Origin of the sequence: Endozoicomonas atrinae (assembly GCF_001647025.1) — a bacterium.
Taxonomy (GTDB): Bacteria; Pseudomonadota; Gammaproteobacteria; order Pseudomonadales; family Endozoicomonadaceae; genus Endozoicomonas; species Endozoicomonas atrinae.
In genome coordinates this window covers 1-773 of sequence record NZ_LUKQ02000676.1, presented here as the reverse complement: position 1 = coordinate 773, position 773 = coordinate 1, and the positions used below count along the sequence as shown (strand labels likewise).

Here is a 773-nt window from a genome sequence, read left to right as displayed (position 1 = left end):
GCCACCACCTGCAGATAGTCACGCTCGCTGCGGGTCACAGGCCGTCTGCCATGCCTTGAGTTTACGGGCCAGGTAGCGCCGGTTGATTTTCAGCACAAACGCGGCTTCGGTCAGCGTCATCTCACGACACAATGCCAGCACATCGTCTTTAAACTCCGCCGAAAATACCTTGTAGTAAAGAGCCCGGGTCGGGTACGCCCAGTAAAACTCATCCACCTCTGGCTGTGATTTGCCTGGCTTGCGCCTGCGGATCTGTCGTTCACTGAGTTTGGGGTAGCTGCTGTTTTCCCCGGATTTCACGTAGAGGACAAACCGTCCACAGGCTGCCCGTTGCTGTTGGCAATACGAACGCCAGCCACAGTTCAGACAGGGGCAATTGTCCTCTTCCATCAGGGTTGCTTCAATCCGTGCTTGTGCCGCCATCCTTCGCTCTTCCTCTTCCGGACCACTGTCCGCTAATCAAAATTCACCAGCTGCTCAACCAGCCGGTCTACCCTCTCCCGACTCCAACCCCGTTTGGGACTCAGCACATACCGGAGAAACACATCCAGCACTGCGGAGTAGACTTTCTCAAACTCCATCTGCTCCATATTCCTGAAAGCAATGCTCTTCGCCCTTACCCGCACCTTGCCATCGGGGTAGCCAATCACCTGGTAGAAACCGGCCTGCACCAGAGCCCAATAGCGAAACTCGTCGAAATCCGGCAACGGCGTCACCCAGCGGTTGGAGCCAGCCATCTGCACCGGTGACTGCGGCAAGCGCTCAAACTCGCC

2 protein-coding genes are annotated in these 773 nt (G+C 56.8%); both read right to left on the bottom strand.

Going from position 1 to position 773, the window contains the following annotated elements:
* Positions 1-18: 18 nt before the first annotated feature.
* Positions 19-423: a hypothetical protein gene (locus AK963_RS29995; protein WP_066018833.1), complete on the bottom strand. Its 405-nt coding sequence runs from the start codon at positions 421-423 to the stop codon at positions 19-21.
* 32 nt (positions 424-455) lie between these two features.
* A partial coding sequence (locus tag AK963_RS29990) for a DUF1367 family protein (protein ID WP_139117817.1) occupies positions 456-773 on the bottom strand: 318 nt, incomplete at its 5' end.

What these genes read in the sequence shown, in the direction of transcription:
- AK963_RS29995 (WP_066018833.1), bottom strand. Translation starts at nt 423, where the DNA reads ATGGCGGCACAAGCACGGATTGAAGCAACCCTGATGGAAGAGGACAAT.